Raw genomic sequence first — 17,800 nt, 5'->3', positions numbered from 1 at the left:
TCGATTATATCGCACACTGTTTGGAACAATTATCCTCTCCCAACTGCGACCTCAATAGTCTCTTACCCTGGCACGTTAAACTAAGCAAGGCGTAGTTCGCCGGACGCTCACAATAGATTCGCAAACACTTTTAGGTTAAAAATATACTTGGAAATAAAACACCTAAAGTAGATGAGGTTGAATGATTTTTCATTTGGCAAAACCTTAATAAGCATCACATTCCACTGCTACTATCAGGAGTCATCCATATACAAAAAAGCGAAACCCTTTATGGCTTCGCTTAGCGTTTAAAGCACCTGCAATAAATAGTGCCTATTTATACTCATCCATTGGAACACACGCACAAAACAAGTTCCTATCCCCAAACACATCATCGATGCGATTTACGCTGGGCCAGAACTTATTGGCTTTCACAGCCTCGGTGGGGAACACGGCTTGCTCGCGGCTATAAGGACGTGTGTCAAAGGCGGGATCTATGATGTCATCCATGGTGTGCGGCGCGTTGCATAATGGATTGTTATCGATCGGCCACTCGCCGGACTCGACTTTGGCAATTTCGTTGCGGATCGCAATCATGGCGTCGATGAAACGATCGATTTCCACTTTAGACTCCGATTCTGTCGGTTCAATCATTAAGGTGCCCGCGACGGGGAAACTCATGGTGGGGGCATGAAAACCATAGTCATTAAGGCGCTTGGCGATGTCCATTTCGGTGACACCAGAGGCTTCTTTGAGTGGCCGTAAGTCCAAGATACACTCGTGGGCGACTCTTTGATGGCGGCCTGTGTACAAAATAGGATAGTGACTGGAGAGCTTTTGACTGATGTAATTGGCGTTAAGCATGGCCACTTGTGTCGACTCTGTGACGCCTTTTGTGCCCAGCAACTTAATGTACATGTATGAAATCGGTAAAATGCCTGCACTGCCAAACGGGGCGGCCGATACCGCGCCATTGTTGTCACTGGCAAGGCCCGTTTTGACTTGGGTGTGCCCAGCGACAAACGGTGCCAGGTGGGCTTTGACGCCAATCGGGCCCATACCCGGCCCGCCACCACCGTGAGGAATGGCGAAGGTTTTATGCAGGTTTAAATGCGATACGTCGGCGCCAATAAAACCGGGTGAGGTGATCCCCACTTGGGCGTTCATGTTGGCGCCATCCAAATAGACTTGTCCACCGTGTTGATGAATGAGCTCGCAAATGGCTTTGACACTTTCTTCATACACCCCGTGGGTAGACGGGTAAGTGATCATGATGCAAGACAGGTTATCACTCATCTCGCTCGCCTTGGCCGTTAAGTCATCCATGTCGATGTTGCCGTCTTTGTCACACGCCGTGACCACCACTTTCATGCCTGCTAGCTGCGCCGAGGCAGGATTTGTACCGTGGGCCGATTGCGGAATAAGGCAAATATTACGATGAGATTCATCGCGAGACTGATGGTATTTTTTAATCGCCAATAGGCCAGCATACTCGCCTTGAGCGCCGGAATTAGGCTGCATACAGATGGCATCATAGCCGGTGATTTTCACTAGCCAGTCGGATAGCTCTTCGATGAGCTGCGCATAACCTTGGGCTTGATCGAGCGGGCAAAAAGGGTGCATGTTGGCAAATTCTGGCCAGCTGATCGGCAGCATTTCGGTAACGGCATTGAGCTTCATGGTGCAAGAGCCTAAAGAAATCATCGAGTGATTCAGTGCCAAGTCTTTATTCTCTAACCGTTTGATGTAACGCATCATTTCTGTTTCGCTTTGATAACGGTTAAAGGTGGGGTGCGTTAAAATGGGATCCGTGCGTTTAAAGCTTTCTGGTATGCCACTCTGCGCCGCGCTGGCTTGAAGAAGCTCATCATCGAGGACGGCGACATCAAGGTCATGATCTGGGCCCAATATCACCTCAAATAAGGTGTAAATGTCTTGACGCTCGGTGGTTTCATCGAGGCTGATCCCAAGGCGAGTCTCACTGTCGATGCGTAAATTGATTTCGGCGGCTTTGGCCCGTACCTTAATGGCCGTGACATCGGCCTTAGTTAACGGATCTAAGGTTAACGTATCAAACCAGCGGTTATTCAGTAGCGTGACGCCTTTGCTTTGTAGCCCTGAGGCCAAAATATCGGTTAAGCGTAAGATGCGCTCGGCAATGGTTTTTAAGCCTTGTGGCCCATGGAACACGGCATAGAAAGAGGCCATGTTAGCCAATAATACTTGGGCGGTACAAATATTGGAGTTGGCTTTTTCGCGGCGAATATGTTGTTCACGAGTTTGCATCGCCATGCGCAGAGCACGCTTGCCACGGGTGTCTTGTGACACGCCAATGATCCGTCCGGGCATGGAGCGTTTATGCATGTCGCGAGCGGTGAAAAAGGCGGCATGTGGGCCGCCATAGCCCATCGGCACACCAAAGCGTTGACTGCTGCCAAAGACCACATCGGCGCCCATTTCACCAGGGGATTTAAGCAGCACCAGCGACATCAAGTCGGCGGCAACGGCAACAATGGCTTTCTTGTCATGTAGGGCTTTAATGAGCTCACTGCGATCGTCGATTTGCCCATGGCGGTTGGTGTATTGCAATAGGGCGCCAAATAGATCGTAGTTGACTGCCTCACTTGCAGGCCCCACGACCACTTCAAAACCAAAACATTCGGCGCGGGTTTGAATAACATCTAGGGTATGGGGAAACACATCGTCAGCGACATAAAAAATATTGGCTTTTTTGGCTTTTGACACTCGCTTGGCCAATGCCATGGCCTCGCTGGCAGCGGTGGCTTCATCGAGCAAGGAGGAAGAGGCTAAATCCAGTCCTGTTAAGTCCATCGAGACTTGTTGGAAATTTAAAATGGCTTCTAAACGGCCTTGGGCAATCTCGGGTTGATAGGGCGTGTAAGCGGTATACCAACCGGGGTTTTCCAATACATTGCGTAAAATCACGCTTGGGACATGCGTGCCATAGTAACCCGCACCAATATAGCTTTTAAAGACGTTATTTTTATTGGCGACTTGACGTAGAGAGCTTAAGCCTTCGGCTTCAGAGCAAGGTTCACCCGTGCCTAAGGCTTGGGGTAGGCGAATCGACTCTGGCACGATTTGCGCCGTTAAATCGTTAAGGGATGTGGCGCCAATGGCGTCTAACATGGCCGCTTGCTGGGCATTATTGGGGCCAATATGACGGCGAATAAACCGATCGTGTTGCTCTAATTGTGTCAAGGTTGCAGTCATGGGTAACCAAAGTTTCCTGTCGTCAGCCAAGCTGTTAGGTGCGTGTAGGGCACAGCTTCACTGAGTGCTAATGTTTCAGTAACGTGTCACAAATAAGGTGCCACAAATAAGGTGTGTTTTACGATTCGTTGATGAAAGGATCCTTATCGCTAAATCACAAATCTCTCTGCAATGAAAGGCTGTTATCACGCCCTCAAGATGAATAGAGGGCGTTATTGTCAGCTATTCTTCATCGATGACGGCTTGATAATCGTCGGCATCGAGTAACTCGTTAAGTTCACTGACATCAGATGGCATGATGCGAAAAAACCAACCATCGCCAAAGGCATCGCTGTTAACCAGTTCAGGCGAGTCTTCTAAGGTCTCATTGACCGCAAGCACTTCACCAGAAAGTGGTGCATAAATATCGGAAGCCGCTTTTACGGATTCAGCGACGGCGCAATCATCACCCGCACTTAAGGTATCCCCTACTTCGGGAAGCTCGACGAACACCATATCACCCAATAATTCTTGAGCGTGCTCACTAATGCCTACCGTATAGCTGCCATCTTCTTCTCTACGGATCCATTCGTGTGAAGCGGTGTAATTAAGTTCAGTCGGGATGTTACTCATTGCAATTGTTCCTTGTTCCGATTAATTTAAAATGCTTGCTTACCGTTACGTACAAAGCTGGGTGCTACGACCTTGACAGAGATGCGTTTTTTACGCATTTCGACTTCAGCTGTCTGACCGATATGACTCGGTACACGTGCCATGGCAATAGAATAGCCTAAGGTAGGGGAAAATGTCCCACTTGTTATTAATCCTTCTTGCTCACAGCCTTGTGCGTCAGTAAAAAAGACTTTCATACCATGACGAATAACGCCTTTGTCTGTCATGACTAAACCGACCAGTTTCTCGCTACCCGAGGCTTTGATGACCTCCAATGCTTCGCGGCCATTAAAGTGTCGATCGGTTGGCTCCCATGCAACCGTCCAGCCCATGTTGGCGGCCAGCGGATTAACGCTTTCATCCATATCCAAGCCGTACAGGTTCATGCCAGCTTCTAGGCGAAGCGTGTCGCGTGCGCCTAAACCACAAGGTTTAACGCCCACATCGACCAAGGCTTGCCAAAGGCTCGGGGCTTGTTCTTGGGGTAAGATAATTTCAAAGCCCACTTCACCTGTGTAGCCTGTGGTGGCAATAAACACGTCGCCGCTTTGGCGACCAAAAAAGGGTTTCATGTCTTCAATGTCTTGATTTTGGCTGTCACTGAGGACTTGTGCTGTTTTGGCTTTGGCGTTGGGACCTTGTACGGCGATCATGGCCAGCTCAGGACGTTCGGTAATGAGCACATTAAAAGGGCTCGCTTGGGCATTGATCCAGCTAAGATCTTTTTCGCGAGTGGCGGAGTTGACGACGATGCGGTAATGGGTGTCGGTTAAATAATAGGTGATCAAGTCATCAATTACCCCAGCTTCATGATTGAGCATGCCACCATAAAGGGCTTTACCGGGAAGAGTGAGCTTGGCGACATCGTTGGCCAGTAATTGCCTCAGAAAGGGCTGGGCTTGCTCGCCTGTGACATCGACGACGGTCATGTGTGACACATCAAACATGCCCGCATCTTGGCGGACGGCGTGATGTTCTTCAATTTGAGAGCCATAGTTGAGGGGCATGTCCCAACCATGAAAATCAACCATTTTAGCGTTCGCGTCGAGGTGCTTTTGAAACAGTACCGTTTTATTAGCCATGTTGACTCCCTTGTTGGGGTTTTGCTGCGATTATCGATGCAAGAGTCAGACTCTTTTCACTATGAAGCGCTTACTATAATGTGTTCTTATATAAAGTGCTCATGTTGACATGTTCAGCCTGACGTTACTTGAGCCTGTTTGTTGATTTTTTGCTGGGCTCAGCGGTACCTTAATCTCTATGTGAGTGAACAATACTCGAAAAATGCGAGTCAAAAATTGTTACCCAAACAGCGTTAACATTGAAATAGGACAAAAGTCTATGTTTAACTGGCTTGAGTATACCTTGAGGTTGTGAGGGATATCACAACGGTTTTTCTAATCAATAGGGTTTTTGCATTACTTTTTCTCATGTAAAATCAATGGCTATTTATGTATGAGAAAAAGTATAATGAAGCAATTACTTTGTAACTAATTGATATTCTGTACTTTATCTTTTTCTTGTGCGGCGAACTGACAATGCTTAGGTAAGCCTGATTTATTACCGAGTGCTTGTTGAATAAACAGTGTTTTTAATGGCGAAAAATGATCGACGAGACTTAATCCCAAATCGCGTATGGCTTTTTTAATGGGATTACGGCCATCAAATAAGCGTTTAAAGACTTCCATTGCGGTGATCATTTCCATGGCATCGGCTTTACGCCAGCGTTCAAGTGCGCGTAAATGTCGATATTGGCCAATATCTTTATGGTCTCGATAAAGCTCACCGACCACTTGGGCAATACTGGCCGCATCAAGAAATCCCAAGTTGACCCCTTGCCCTGCAAGCGGGTGGATCGTATGGGCAGCGTCGCCGGCGAGTAGGAGTCGATGACGCGCAAAATGGCGGGCATAGCGCATGCGCAAAGGAAAGGCCTGGCGCTCACTTTCAAGTTGGCATAAACCGAGTTTAGCATTAAATTCAGCGGTTAAACTGCGTTCAAACTGGACTTTATCACACTCAAGTAGGGCGCCGGAACGCTCGGGTGGTAAGGACCAGACGATAGAACAAAGATAAGGATCGGCTAGGGGTAAAAAGGCCAGCGGACCGGTTTCGGTAAACACTTGTCTGGCGGTGCTCTGATGAGGATGCTCGGTGCGTATGGTGGCGACTAGACCGTGATGGCCATAATCCCAAAAACTCATGGGAATGTGACATTGTGACCGCACCCAAGAGTTTGCTCCATCGGCCGCGACCACTAATGCCGCACTTAAGTTGTCACCGTTATCGAGTGTTAGCCAAGCTTCTCGCTCGCCAAATGCGATATGGGTGACCTTGGTATTTTCGATATGATTGAGCCAGCTGAGTTCCGCAGCACTTTGACTCAGGGCATAACTTATTGCCTCATTTTCGATGATACAGCCTAAGTGTGGCATGGCGAGGCTGTGGGCATCGAAGTCGATTTTACTTAAGCTGTTTTCACACCAGACCTGCATTTTTTGATAAGGGCTAATACGGGTTAAATGCTGCCAAGTGCCTAAATGTGTGAGTAAACGTTGACTCGCCTGATTAATGGCACTGACCCTTAACATTGGCGCAGCCGTCACGGCTTGAACTTCACCCGCATCGATGAGCACCACGCGCATATTTTCCATGGCTAAGCCGATTGCTGTGGCGAGTCCGACCATGCCTCCGCCGATGACGGCGACATCAAAGGTTTGGGTAGTTAACATTTGAGATCCTTAAATAATGGCGGGCAACATTTTTTATTGTCATTAGCTTTTCCAGCCCATGGCGGTTTTGGCTATGGGCATTTTGAGTGGCGGGAACCAAGAAAGCAATCTTAAGCCTAGATCGCGCCCCAGGACTAATGGCCAATGCTGGTTAGAAAAGCCACGAACTAAAAATTCGATGTGTTCAAGCGTGCTGTCTCTGTCTTTAACGCGACAGGCTAAATAGTCATGCACTACTTGTGCGCTGCCCAGATCTTGTTCTTGGGCGATGGCGCTTTTGAGGATCTTAATCACACTGACTAAATCTCTCAGGCCTAAGTTAAACCCTTGTCCCGCTATCGGGTGCAAGGTTTGGGCGGCATTACCGATAAACAGGGTGCGATGATAAATCGGGCGACGCATACTCGATAACATTAACGGGTAACTGCTCCGTTGACCCACATCGATAAATTCGCCTGCGCGAAAGCCAAATGCTTGTTGCAGTTCATCGATAAAAACCGATTTTGGCGCATCGAGTAATCGAGTCGCTTCTTGATCCGATAAGGCCCAGACCAAAGAGAGTCTATTTTGCCCTTGATGAGAGGTCAGCGGTAACAAGGCTAATGGACCGTTTTGGGTGAATCGCTCATAGGCCCAGTGTTGGTGGGGCTTACGCGTATGGATATTAGCGACTACGGCCGTTTGTTTAAAGTCCACTTGTTCAAGTGGCAAATTCATACTTTGGCGGACTTTTGAATGGATCCCATCGGCGGCAATGACCAACGCAGCGTCAATTTGACGGCCATCAGTTAACATTAGAGATTGTTTATCGGGATGGGTGTCGACATGCTCGAGTGTGGCGGGGCAAAAAAGTTGCACGTCACTGTTATCGAGCAGCTGAAATAAGCTGTGGCCTACAGCGTCGAGTTCAACGACTTGTCCCAGATAAGGCAGATGAAAATGCTCGCTATTGAGTTCGGTCATGCCAAAATGACCCCGATCGGACACATGGATATGGGTGATCGGCGTGCCAAGGTGAGCCAACTTTGGCCAAATCCCTAATTGCGTCAGCTCAAAAATAGACTGGTGTGCAATGGCGATAGAGCGGGCATCAAAGCCGGGATGGCCGTTATTGGGACGCTGGGCCTCAATCAGGGCTATTTTAAGCGGCTGACCTTTTTTATTTGTCTTGTTGCGAGTATGAGTCGATAGCTGCGCGAGTGCTAAGGCCAGTATCGCCCCCGTCATTGCGCCGCCCACGATGGCGACATCGACATGCAGTTTTTCTTGTGATGGACGGTTTGTATTGGTCATTGGCGTGTCAAATTTAATGCATGGCGGGGTTTTCTTGTGCCGGATCGGTCAAATCGGGCCCAAATTCTGCGTAACAAAGTAATGCAGCCATACGGGTAAATTCGAGTAATTCAGTATAAGCGGTCTCTGATTCATCATCATCAATGACATCTATCTCAACTTGTGCGATGTTAGCCAAGTCTTGGATGATTTCTTGGACATCTTTAGAGGCCTTGTTGAGCTTGGGTTGTATGATAGCAAGGCCGGTTAAAAAGCTTTGTACCCATAAAGAGAGCGCTTCGACACGCTTAGACAGTGGCTCTTCTTCTTCGGGTAAAATGGGGCTAAAACCAAAGTCAGGATCTGACAGACGGGTGACACTGTCTTGATAGAGTTCGCTGATCAATTGGTGCAGTTCAGTTGGTAAGGCTTGGCCGTCATTAATGAGCTCTAATAAAGGCTGGACCCATGCATTATTTTTTTGCTCGATACCGCCACAAATAAGCCCGACAAGTGCGCCATGCACTTCAACGGCTTGCTGGCCTAGTTCGGCCGTTTTGAGCGCGGCATGTAAATTATCGATCTGAAAGAAAGGGGAGGTTGCCATATGGGGTGTCCTGTCGCTATATTTACTTTACAAGTTTATGCTAGCAGAAGTGGGTGATTCGACCAAGTACCACTATCACAAACTTAAGCAAAACGATGACAAATGCCGTTTATTTTTTCCATTGTTTAGGGGCTGTTGATCTTTGGTGGTTAAATTATGTCCGAACTAAACGTGTTTTAATCGAGGCGTAGTGAGTGCAGCCTAGTTTTCTAAGCGAATTCTCTACAACAAAGGGTAAAACACGTTTAGACGGATCCTATGGACAGCGTTTGTGGTGCCTTTTTACAGCGTTATCGCTTATTGATGTAGAATAACTACACAGCATAAGCTTAGCCTTGTCTAAAGACGCCACAAACTGCTGCAGAAATAATCACCAAAGATCAACACCCCCTAGAACAAGTGGTCATGTAAACAACAATTAATACAATTCATGTGCTTTTAGTATCAGTCTCGTATTGCACTTTATGTATGAGACCGATATAGTCCGCACAAGTGATGACAAAAGGATCCTTCGCGACATGAGTAGCAAGGCTATCGACATTACCCTGATGGGGCGCACTTATTCTATCGCTTGTCCAGTAGGGCAAGAGACAGCACTAAGACAGGTTTCGCAACATTTAGACATACAATTATCGACGTTAAAAGCGAAAACCAATAGCCTTAGTCGTGAAGAAATTGCTATTATGGCAGCCTTAAATATTGGTTATGAATTGCTGGAAGAACAGCAGAAAAACCAAAATTATAATAAGCAGATGGATGACAAAATCGGTTTGCTGCAATCGACCATAGAAGATGCGCTAGTTGAGCGTTCGGCTAAAGTAGATTAAACTTGAATAACGGTGGGTTTGATAGGATCTGTTAATATCAAGCCGACATAAAAAATTTGCTCCCTGGGATGCGCGCTAGCTGGTTATGTCCCTGTGCCGATAATTTTAAACCCAGGGTGAATGTTATACTGACATTGAGCAAGCTCGGCTCGTATCGAGAAGCCTTAGGAGGTATTCATTTACCCGCCTTGAACCTACGGTTCAAGGGCTGCGCCGGTAACGGTGTTCTGGGGAGCATCTTAATTTTAATGATTCATTCGCTGTAGAAAGTATTTGTCACAAGCCTCGTTAAGAACGACATATCGCTTATTTCAGTTTACACCCTATTGGAGGCTCAAATGGCTAAGTCTTCACTTCCAGCTGACGCAGCTAGTGCCAATTCTGGTTTGCCGCATGGTACTTACTCTGCTAATGAAATCAGAAAGACTATTCGTGGCAAGCGCCGAGAAATCCCTCTTCATCTTCAACGTGAATCTAGCCTTAAAGCCTGTGATTTACTGCTGTCGCTAGCAATTATAGAGAAAGTAAAGCATGTGGCGCTTTATGTAAGTCAAGATGGTGAGCTGGACACAAAGCCGCTAATAGAAGCCTTGTGGGCAAAGGGTATACACACTTATTTACCCCGTTTACATCCTTTTTGTTTGGGCCAGTTATTATTTTTGCATTATCATGTTGATACCATATTAGTGTCTAATCGTTTTGGTATTTTAGAGCCCAAATTACATGTCAGGGATGTCATGCCGATAAAAGGCATTGATGTGATGGTGACGCCACTGGTAGCCTTTGATGTTAAAGGGCAACGTCTTGGAATGGGCGGTGGCTATTACGATCGCACACTCGCCCATTGGCGCGATATTGGCAGGCCTATCCCTATGGGGTACGCTCATGATTGTCAGCAAGTTCCTCATATTGAGATACAACCTTGGGATATACATCTGCCTTATATTGTCACGCCGACTCAAGTCATTGCTGTTTAACCACTCATCTCTTTATTTATCAGTTAATCAATCATTATTCACTAAGCAGTGTAAAGGATTGGGTGGCTAGCACACCTATGGTCCAGTCGACATCGGTTCCGTTAATGCTGTCAACGGGATCAAAGGTTTGGTAGGCATCGCTTAAATAATAACTGTCTTCTAGAAGTGCCGCTTGGTAGGCTGCACCCATGCAATAATAGGGTAAATAATGGGTACTCACATCAGGGGAGTCTGCCTGAGCTTGGGTCCAAGTTAACTCACAAAAGGTTTCAGCAGCACTTTGCAGCGCCGTTAATGAATAATCATCTTCAAGGCCAAAAAACTCGGCTGAATTAACATAATTAGACAATAAATCATAATAGGCAACGTCCATGGCATTGGGGGTATTGACTGTTACGGTAGCATCAATCATGGTTTTAGCCGCGATACGGCACTCTGCATAGTCACCGGTGGCAGTATCGGTGTAACCCTTTAGGTTGCATGCATCGAGAGGATAGAGGTCGTCGATGATGACATTTTGGCCTAATGGGTAACTGTATCCCGTGATTGAATATTGGGTATTGGCAACATTGATACTGACATTAGGAATGGCATCGTCCTGATAAGCGATTTGTGTTGAGGCGCCGCCTATTTCGGCAGAGCCAAATAAAGTTCCTTGAAAAGCGTTTTCTAAGTAGTTGACGGCAACCCAACCATAGCTGGCTTCTTCTTCGCCGGGAAGGGTGCGCACGTCTAATGTTAATCCATTAAATGCGATGCTGTTTGTGGTTAACCAATTTTTTATCCATGCATCAATATAGGCATTTTTTGTTGCCTGTTCACTTTCAGGTAAGGCTCGTATACCTGCTGTAGAATAAAATTGAATACCACTGAGTAAAGGATCGTCAATGGTTTTACCTTCAGTGATAGTGAATTGTGCGATGGTGAGCACTAAATTATCGTTGAAAATAGTCCTTAAATAGCTATCTAGATCGATATTATCAACATCGGCAACACCTGGTTCGACCTTGTTTTCGGTTTCTGTTATTATCTCATAGGGAAGTGAATCAACGTATCGATACTCATATAAATAAAGTTTTGTTTTGGTGCTGCCCGCATCGAGTACAATTCGGTATTATCATTATTGCAAGCAGATACAAATAACAGCAACAGTAATATTAAGGTGTATTTGAATGGGTTCGATTGATGCATTTCAGCTCCTATTGATTCAACTTGTCTTTGATGTCACAAAAGGATAGTTAAATCATAGTCAAGGATATTAATTTAGGCATTCTCTAATGTGTAATGTGGAAACTTGATAGGATAGGTCACAACGCACTCTCGCGTGCGCGAGTGTTCTTTGGGTCTTCTTAAATCGATACCCCAGTGAACGTGGAATACGGGTAGGCTTAATTGATTTCTAGATATTGTTGAGTGACGATAACGCCCATAGGCCATGAGATTTCTTGATGATTGAATTCATTGATGGGGCTGAGTTGTTGGAATGAATTCATATGATAATTGTAAGTAAGTAGTGTGGCTTGATAGGCAGCCCCCATACAATAGTTTGCTAAATATTTTTCATCAACATCGGTATGTTCGGCTTTAGCCGTTTCCCAATTCAGGTTACAAAATTGCTCTGCTTGGGTTTGTAGTGAGCTTAAAGAGTAATTATTTTCGATCCCAAAAAAATGGGCCGTATAGTAAAAGTTCGCTAAAAGGTTGTAATGAACGACTTCAGCGGCATTAGGAACGGGCATATTAGTTTGAGTGCGAATAAAGGCTTTAGCTTGGGCCTGACAACTAAAATAATCGCCATTGGAGGTATTGGTGTAGCCCGTTAAGTAGCATGCATCAACATTGGCTAGTTGCTTAGCAATCACATCTTGTCCTAGTGGATAGTTGTTGCTGGTTAAGGGATATCGAGTATTGCCCACTTTAACACTGACATTGGTCAAATTAGGATCGAGATAAGTGATTTGTGAGGAGGACCCACCGAGTTTAGCAATGCCTGTGAGTGCGCCTTGAAAATGATGTTGTGAGTAATTGGTGGCTACCCAGGCATAGGCACCTTCTTCACTACCTGAGAGCGTTCGGATTTCAATTTCTTGAGGGGGAATTTTTATATTATGTATTCGGACCCAATTGGTTAACCATAATCGGATAAAAGTGTTTTTAGAAGCTCGCTCTTGGGGGGAAAGTAAACGCATCCCTTCAGTTGAGTAAAATTGAATATGGGTGAGCAATGCCCGACTGATGTTGGTTTGGCCGTCTGTGATCAATGCTTGGATTTGCGCTGCCAACTCAGATGTAAAAAGAAAATCTAGGTAATCACTGAGATCAATGATGGCAATATCGGCGACACCCGGTGAGTGTATTCTTTCGCTTAGGGTGTGGATATTTTTGGGTACGGTGTCACCTTGCGTGTATTGATATAAAAACAATCTGGTTTTATTATTGCCAGCATCGAGCACAATACGGTAATGAGGCGTATTGATATTATTTGGTGGAGGCTTAATGGCTTCTATCGCGTAGGCGTTAGAATAATCCACGATAAAGAATAAGCTTAATGCTAGTGTGATGAGTTTTTTGTATTGCATTCACTCATTGTCCATTTTATTTATTGTTATGAAGGCGAGACTACCATGAGCTTATATGTTTATTCTTAATCCAGCCTGAATTTTAAGGTAAATATATCTTTTTATTTGTGCTTGTTTTGTATAGTGAACTCTTTTTTCAGTTAAAAATAGAGCGTTAATCGTTATCGTTTTTCTGTCTTGAAATTAGACATCAGTTGGATTCTGTATTTCAGAGCGCTTAGGCATAAATTAACTTGATAGCAGCATGGTATTAAAAATTGGACTGTTTAAATATGGGGTTAACACCTGATATAAATGAGTTTGCTTCATTTATTAGATAGGCGCCATTGTATGTTTACCGTTAGGTTTATGGCAGGCTTTATCATTGAATGGATAGCTTGGCTATCATGGTGCCGCAGACTGTTGATATCATTTGTTAAATGACGGTAGGTTGAAATGATTTTTTAAACAAGGCTCAAGAGTGTAGGGGAGATATTGACCCGTTAAAGCAGGTATTTCAATGTTCTGCTTTAACGGTTTACTTTACTCTTGGTATTGTTGGGTGATGAGGAGTCCCATCGGCCATGAAATTTTGGTGTTGTTTACTTTTTGAATAGGATGAAATTTATGTTTATCACTTAAGTGATAATTATCTTCTAATAATGCCCCTTGGAATGCAGTCATCATGCAAAAGGGTTCCATGTATTCTGGATCATAATGACGATAAGTCGTTTTAGCGTTTTCCCAATCTAGACTACAAAATTGCTCTGCTTTATCTTGTAAGTTTTTAAATGAATAGTTTTGTTTTAAGTCAAAAAATTGTGCGTGGTTGTAGAATTCGGTCAGTAAACCGAATTCATTGACATATTGGTTACCTTGGTAGGCATCACCCATTGTACGACTAATAAAGGCTTTAGCTGTTTCGCGACATAAGTGATAATCACCTCTCGATGTCTCGCTATAGTCGAGTAAATGGCATTCATCAACATTCTTTAATGCCGCTTGTACTACTTTTAAACCTAGAGGATAACTTTGGCTATAAACAGGGTAAGCTTTACCGCCAATGGTGATGCTGGCATTATTGAGGTTTTTATCTTGATAAGCGATCTGTGTTGAGGCGCCACCCAATGCTAAGATGCCTTCGAGTTCCTCTTTAAATTGATGACTAATGTAGTTATATGCGGCCCAAGAATAGGCGCCTTCTTCTTTGCCTGTGATGGTTTTCACATCGATGGCATTGTTGAGGTGAACACTCTTGTCTTTGGCCCATTTTACAAGCCAGTCATTAATGGCTGTATTTTTATCGGCTCGCTCGCTATACGCCAATTCACGCATACCAGCGGTAGAGTAAAATTGGATCCCTTGAATAAGCTTAGGGGTGGCACTGTGATGTTTTTTTGAAGCCTGGGTGATTTTTTCAAGCAAATCATTATTAAATAGTTTACTCAAATAAGCGGGTATTTGACTGGTTTGAATATCGGCAATACCAGGACTTTGCGTTATGAAACTGATGATTTCAATGTTTGTTGCCAGCTCTTTTTTTTCGCTATTGTACTCATATAAATAAAGTGACGTTGTGGCGCTACCCGCATCGAGAATAATATGATGGTGTAAGGTTTCTTCTTTTTCGTTGTTATGGTCTGTTTTATTTTTGCCATGAATATCGTTTAATGCACCATCACAACCGAGTAAAAGAAAGGGAAGTAAAAAGAAGCTATAAATTCGTAAGCGCATGCGGTGTTAAATTCCATTGATAGAGGTAGAAATAAGCGCGGAGCCTAGCATAGATTGTACTGAGGTTATTTCGAGGAAGTGAAAAGTGAGAGTCACTTAATATTTTGACTAATGGATGGCGGCCTTGCTTGCAACTTTAGTCAATATATACTTGAAAATCAATTTGGTAGGTAGTAACGGGTGGTGAGTTGATATGTATAAGTGTTGTGGCTGTGAATATTAACCGTTGTAATGAGTCGACCTAAGCCACGACTCCCTGCTATCGACGATTGCAGCAGGGAGTGTTGACGCTAGGCTTTTGCGGGGGCTTTATTCTCGCTTTGGCGGGCAACATAAGGTGCCCTTTGCTGATAGTCTTGGGTGATGATCAGGCCAATAGGCCAAGAGACTTCTAAGGTATGAGACTCGTTTACCGGGGTGAAGTTTTGCTTATCGGTTAAATGGTAACCTTCATCGAGCAGCGCGGCCTGATAAGCGCCTGCTAGGCAATAATTGGCTAAGTAGGTTTTATTGATACCGGCATGTTGTTCCTGCGCCGTTTGCCAGTCTAGAGTGCAAAACTGAGAGGCTTTTGCTTCCAATTGGCTTAAAGAATATTGCTTATCTAAACCATAAAATTGTGCAGTATGATAAAAGTTTGATAACAGTCCGTAGCGATGAATATTTGTGGCATGAGGTAAAGCAAGTTGTGGCTCGTTTTCAATGAGTTTGACAGCTTGATGATGGCATACTGCATAATTACCCTTTGCCGTATCATTTATGCCCGTTAAATTACAGGCAGCAAATTGAGACAGTTTTTTAGCAATAAGATCTTGACCTAACAGATGACTTTCACTGGCAAGGGCATAGCTTTGCCCACCGATACTGACGGTAATATTGGTGTGTTGTTTATCAAGGTAAGTAATTTGCATTGATGCGCCACCGAGCTCAAGGATCCCACTGGTTTGGCGAGTAAAATCATCTTCAACATAGTTAAAGGCAGCCCAAGCATAGGCGCCTTCTTCGGCACCCGTTATGGTACGCACATCCAAATGGCTATTATCAAAGTCGATGTGATTATCGGTTAGCCATTGCGCTATCCAAGTTGACACTGCTTGGTTTTTTTCATTGCGATCGACGGTCGACATTAAGCGCATGCCCGCAGTGGAATACACTTGAATTTGTTCAAGCAGTGTATGTGCTGCATCATCTTGTTGGGCTTTAGATAAGTCTTGGAGCTGCTTTGCTAATGTAGGGGTAAATAGTTGGCTTAAATAGTCATTTAGCTGGGCTAGCGGTATATTGGCTAAGCCGGGCGTTTGTTTGTTCTCAGTTAAGGTTTCTATATGCTGAGGCGATTTTTTACCTTGAGTATCATATTGATAAAAATAGAGTTTAGTTTTACTGCTGCCAGCATCCAACACTATGCGATGATGGCTGACCGGCTCGTCAATTTTAGGGGTGGGATAAAAACCGCAAGCTTGTAACGTTAACAGACTGGTGAAAATCAGAGGGAATGTTGTTTTGGTCATGAAAAACAGTATCTTTGCATTGAGAGTAAACGCGCACAATATCATAGCTCATTCATCACGAAAATAGAGTCGCTTAAATATTAAATTAATGCATTTATTCAGTAGGTTGTTTGTAATGTAAACGTTTTAAATGTATTTATTCCTGATGCTTGTGTTGGTATTTTTAAGGGTGTTGTTGGGATTTTTTTAAGCGTTTCATTGACGTTAAGCTAGGTTGTGGTCGTGTTAGTGAAAACATCAGACTCGTATTAACGAGTCTGATGAGGCATTTTGAAAGCGAAATGTTGAAAAAGAGCGCTGACAAAACGGGTGATAGAATGTGTTAATCTGCTTCTTTGAGACTTTGTGTCAGCTCGACAATGGCTTTCTTGCCGTCACCAAATAACATTAAAGTATGATCCATTGCAAACAGAGGGTTAGGTAATCCGGCAAAGCCAGGACTGAGTGAGCGTTTAACAATGACCACACTGCGCGCCTTATCGACATTTAAAATCGGCATGCCGTAGATAGGACTGCCCTTATCTTCGCGGGCCATAGGATTAGTGACATCATTGGCACCGATGACAATAGCGACGTCAGTTTGCTCAAATTGTGGATTAATTTCATCCATTTCAATAAGCTGCTCATAAGGCACTTCCGCTTCAGCAAGGAGGACATTCATGTGTCCGGGCATACGCCCTGCAACGGGGTGAATGCCGTAGAGGACTTGTGTCCCTCGTCCTTCTAATACATTGGCTAAATCCCGCACCGCATGTTGCGCTTGCGCCATCGCGAGACCATAGCCCGGTACAATAATTACCCGCTCAGCAGTTTCCAGCATCATGGCAATTTCTTCTGCTGATGATGATTTTACTTTACCTGCATAGACTTCATCGGCATCAATGGTTTCACCGCCTTCGGCCATCACCCCAAATAATACGTTAAACAATGAGCGATTCATGGCTTTACACATAATTTGGGTCAGAATAAGCCCTGACGCTCCTACCAGTGCACCGGAGACGATCAGTACGGTATTGCCTGTGATAAAGCCGGTGGTGGCTGCGGCAATCCCCGAATAGGAGTTAAGCAGTGCGATAACCACGGGCATATCCGCGCCGCCAATAGGCAGCACCAACAATAAACCCAGTACCAGCGCGACGGCCACAAGCAGATAAACCAGCACGGTGTCATTAGGGTTATTGACGATCATTATTGATAAAACAATGGCAGCAACAAATAAAATACCGTTGAGTAATTTATTGGCTGGAATGGCGATGGGGTTACCTGATATGAGCTCTTGCAGTTTGGCAAAGGCGACAAATGATCCCGACAGTGTCACGCTACCAATGAGGATTGTGACGGCAATGGAGATTAAGGCGATGGTGTGGGTCGCCGACTGAGGGTCTAAAAAATTGGCTAAAGCAATCAATAACGACGCGCCGCCTCCAAAACCATTGAGCATCGCTACTAATTGTGGCATCGATGTCACTTGAATTTTACTGGCTAACGTTGCGCCTGTGGCGCCACCGATAATGATCCCGGCAATAATCCATTGGTAACTTAAGATACTTTGATCAAATAACGTCACAACAACGGCAATCAGCATCCCTAAAGAAGAGAGGCGGTTACCTTTAACGGCGGTGCGGGGTTTAGTGAGGCCTTTAATGCCTAAAATAAATAGCACTGCCGCGACTAAATAAACGAGATAAATAATGCTGGTACTCATCATAATCAATGCG

The 17,800-nt window shown here is 44.8% G+C and carries 13 protein-coding genes and 1 other RNA gene; 3 read left to right on the top strand and 11 right to left on the bottom strand.

From position 1 onward, the window contains the following. Window positions 1-312: 312 nt before the first annotated feature. The 6 genes from gcvP to L2764_RS07490 all read right to left on the bottom strand — a co-directional run bounded on the left by gcvP (window position 313) and on the right by L2764_RS07490 (window position 8,475). Window positions 313-3,213, bottom strand: coding sequence for an aminomethyl-transferring glycine dehydrogenase (gene gcvP / locus L2764_RS07515; RefSeq protein ID WP_248939601.1), 2,901 nt, complete (start codon window positions 3,211-3,213; stop codon window positions 313-315). Between the two features lie 222 nt (window positions 3,214-3,435). Continuing rightward, window positions 3,436-3,825: a glycine cleavage system protein GcvH gene (gene gcvH / locus L2764_RS07510; protein ID WP_248939600.1), complete on the bottom strand. Its 390-nt coding sequence runs from the start codon at window positions 3,823-3,825 to the stop codon at window positions 3,436-3,438. Between the two features lie 26 nt (window positions 3,826-3,851). Then, the gene (gene gcvT, locus L2764_RS07505) at window positions 3,852-4,946 is read right to left on the bottom strand and encodes a glycine cleavage system aminomethyltransferase GcvT (protein WP_248939599.1); all 1,095 of its coding nucleotides are present in this window, start codon (window positions 4,944-4,946) and stop codon (window positions 3,852-3,854) included. Between the two features lie 408 nt (window positions 4,947-5,354). Continuing rightward, a complete protein-coding gene (locus L2764_RS07500; protein WP_248939598.1) occupies window positions 5,355-6,596 on the bottom strand; it encodes an FAD-dependent monooxygenase in 1,242 nt (413 codons plus the stop codon). A gap of 42 nt (window positions 6,597-6,638) precedes the next feature. Next, window positions 6,639-7,889 (bottom strand): 2-octaprenyl-6-methoxyphenyl hydroxylase, encoded by a 1,251-nt coding sequence (gene ubiH / locus L2764_RS07495; protein WP_248939597.1) that lies wholly within the window; start codon window positions 7,887-7,889, stop codon window positions 6,639-6,641. Between the two features lie 13 nt (window positions 7,890-7,902). After that, a complete protein-coding gene (locus tag L2764_RS07490) occupies window positions 7,903-8,475 on the bottom strand; it encodes a UPF0149 family protein (RefSeq protein ID WP_248939596.1) in 573 nt (190 codons plus the stop codon). Window positions 8,476-8,993: 518 nt separating this feature from the next. Here L2764_RS07490 and L2764_RS07485 point away from each other — a divergent pair. The 3 genes from L2764_RS07485 (at window position 8,994) to L2764_RS07475 (ending at window position 10,279) form a co-directional block, all read left to right on the top strand. Continuing rightward, window positions 8,994-9,302: a cell division protein ZapA gene (locus tag L2764_RS07485; protein WP_248939595.1), complete on the top strand. Its 309-nt coding sequence runs from the start codon at window positions 8,994-8,996 to the stop codon at window positions 9,300-9,302. Between the two features lie 57 nt (window positions 9,303-9,359). Continuing rightward, window positions 9,360-9,540: non-coding RNA, 6S RNA (gene ssrS, locus L2764_RS07480), on the top strand. Between the two features lie 100 nt (window positions 9,541-9,640). Further along, complete coding sequence (locus L2764_RS07475; protein WP_248939594.1) at window positions 9,641-10,279, top strand: 5-formyltetrahydrofolate cyclo-ligase; 639 nt, start codon at window positions 9,641-9,643, stop codon at window positions 10,277-10,279. Between the two features lie 34 nt (window positions 10,280-10,313). Here the strand turns inward: L2764_RS07475 and L2764_RS27975 are convergent, their stop codons facing one another. The 5 genes from L2764_RS27975 to L2764_RS07450 all read right to left on the bottom strand — a co-directional run bounded on the left by L2764_RS27975 (window position 10,314) and on the right by L2764_RS07450 (window position 17,787). Beyond that, the gene (locus L2764_RS27975) at window positions 10,314-11,387 is read right to left on the bottom strand and encodes a hypothetical protein (protein ID WP_248939605.1); all 1,074 of its coding nucleotides are present in this window, start codon (window positions 11,385-11,387) and stop codon (window positions 10,314-10,316) included. 280 nt (window positions 11,388-11,667) lie between these two features. Then, window positions 11,668-12,858 (bottom strand): acetate and sugar kinases/Hsc70/actin family protein, encoded by a 1,191-nt coding sequence (locus L2764_RS07465; RefSeq protein ID WP_248939593.1) that lies wholly within the window; start codon window positions 12,856-12,858, stop codon window positions 11,668-11,670. 522 nt (window positions 12,859-13,380) lie between these two features. Next, window positions 13,381-14,571 carry an acetate and sugar kinases/Hsc70/actin family protein gene (locus L2764_RS07460; RefSeq protein WP_248939592.1) on the bottom strand — a complete coding sequence of 397 codons (1,191 nt, stop codon included), beginning with the start codon at window positions 14,569-14,571 and terminating at the stop codon, window positions 13,381-13,383. Between the two features lie 290 nt (window positions 14,572-14,861). Further along, a complete protein-coding gene (locus L2764_RS07455) occupies window positions 14,862-16,082 on the bottom strand; it encodes an acetate and sugar kinases/Hsc70/actin family protein (RefSeq protein ID WP_248939591.1) in 1,221 nt (406 codons plus the stop codon). Between the two features lie 322 nt (window positions 16,083-16,404). After that, the gene (locus tag L2764_RS07450; RefSeq protein ID WP_248939604.1) at window positions 16,405-17,787 is read right to left on the bottom strand and encodes an NAD(P)(+) transhydrogenase (Re/Si-specific) subunit beta; all 1,383 of its coding nucleotides are present in this window, start codon (window positions 17,785-17,787) and stop codon (window positions 16,405-16,407) included. Between the last annotated feature and the right edge of the window lie 13 nt (window positions 17,788-17,800).

Source organism: Shewanella surugensis (assembly GCF_023284005.1).
Lineage (GTDB): Bacteria > Pseudomonadota > Gammaproteobacteria > Enterobacterales > Shewanellaceae > Shewanella > Shewanella surugensis.
This window is presented reverse-complemented; position numbering and strand designations above follow the sequence as displayed.

Excerpts from the sequence above, each read along its gene's own strand:
- gcvP (WP_248939601.1), bottom strand. The coding sequence starts at position 3,213 with ATGACTGCAACCTTGACACAATTAGAGCAACACGATCGGTTTATTCGC.
- gcvH (WP_248939600.1), bottom strand. The coding sequence starts at position 3,825 with ATGAGTAACATCCCGACTGAACTTAATTACACCGCTTCACACGAATGG.
- gcvT (WP_248939599.1), bottom strand. The coding sequence starts at position 4,946 with ATGGCTAATAAAACGGTACTGTTTCAAAAGCACCTCGACGCGAACGCT.
- L2764_RS07500 (WP_248939598.1), bottom strand. The coding sequence starts at position 6,596 with ATGTTAACTACCCAAACCTTTGATGTCGCCGTCATCGGCGGAGGCATG.
- ubiH (WP_248939597.1), bottom strand. The coding sequence starts at position 7,889 with ATGACCAATACAAACCGTCCATCACAAGAAAAACTGCATGTCGATGTC.
- L2764_RS07490 (WP_248939596.1), bottom strand. The coding sequence starts at position 8,475 with ATGGCAACCTCCCCTTTCTTTCAGATCGATAATTTACATGCCGCGCTC.
- L2764_RS07485 (WP_248939595.1), top strand. The coding sequence starts at position 8,994 with ATGAGTAGCAAGGCTATCGACATTACCCTGATGGGGCGCACTTATTCT.
- L2764_RS07475 (WP_248939594.1), top strand. The coding sequence starts at position 9,641 with ATGGCTAAGTCTTCACTTCCAGCTGACGCAGCTAGTGCCAATTCTGGT.
- L2764_RS07465 (WP_248939593.1), bottom strand. The coding sequence starts at position 12,858 with ATGCAATACAAAAAACTCATCACACTAGCATTAAGCTTATTCTTTATC.
- L2764_RS07460 (WP_248939592.1), bottom strand. The coding sequence starts at position 14,571 with ATGCGCTTACGAATTTATAGCTTCTTTTTACTTCCCTTTCTTTTACTC.
- L2764_RS07455 (WP_248939591.1), bottom strand. The coding sequence starts at position 16,082 with ATGACCAAAACAACATTCCCTCTGATTTTCACCAGTCTGTTAACGTTA.
- L2764_RS07450 (WP_248939604.1), bottom strand. The coding sequence starts at position 17,787 with ATGAGTACCAGCATTATTTATCTCGTTTATTTAGTCGCGGCAGTGCTA.